1 pseudogene is annotated in these 410 nt (G+C 55.9%); it reads right to left on the reverse strand.

From position 1 onward, the window contains the following. Window positions 1-27: 27 nt before the first annotated feature. A pseudogene (locus C5L12_RS27905) lies at window positions 28-410 on the reverse strand (beta-ketoacyl-ACP synthase I); the annotation flags it as partial.

Here is a 410-nt window from a genome sequence, read left to right on the forward strand (position 1 = left end):
GGCGCGTCTACTCCGACCTACTGCGAATTAATCTTTCAGCTTGCGCATTACCAGCGTGGCGTTGGTGCCGCCGAAGCCGAAGCTGTTAGACATAACGGTGGTCAGTTCGCGATCGGTCGTTTCGGTCACGATGTTCAGACCCGCAGCCTGCTCGTCCAGCTCTTCAATGTTGATGCTCGGGGCGATAAAGCCGTGTTCCAGCATCAGCAGAGAGTAGATAGCTTCCTGTACGCCAGCAGCGCCCAGAGAGTGACCGGTCATGGCTTTGGTTGCAGAAATCGCCGGGCTCTTATCGCCGAACACTTCACGGATAGCTGCCATCTCTTTCACGTCGCCAACCGGAGTCGAAGTACCGTGGGAGTTCAGGTAATCGATTGGGGTATCAACGCCATGCATCGCCATCTTCATGC

Origin of the sequence: Neorhizobium huautlense, from assembly GCF_002968575.1 — a bacterium.
Classification (GTDB): Bacteria; Pseudomonadota; Alphaproteobacteria; order Rhizobiales; family Rhizobiaceae; genus Neorhizobium; species Neorhizobium huautlense.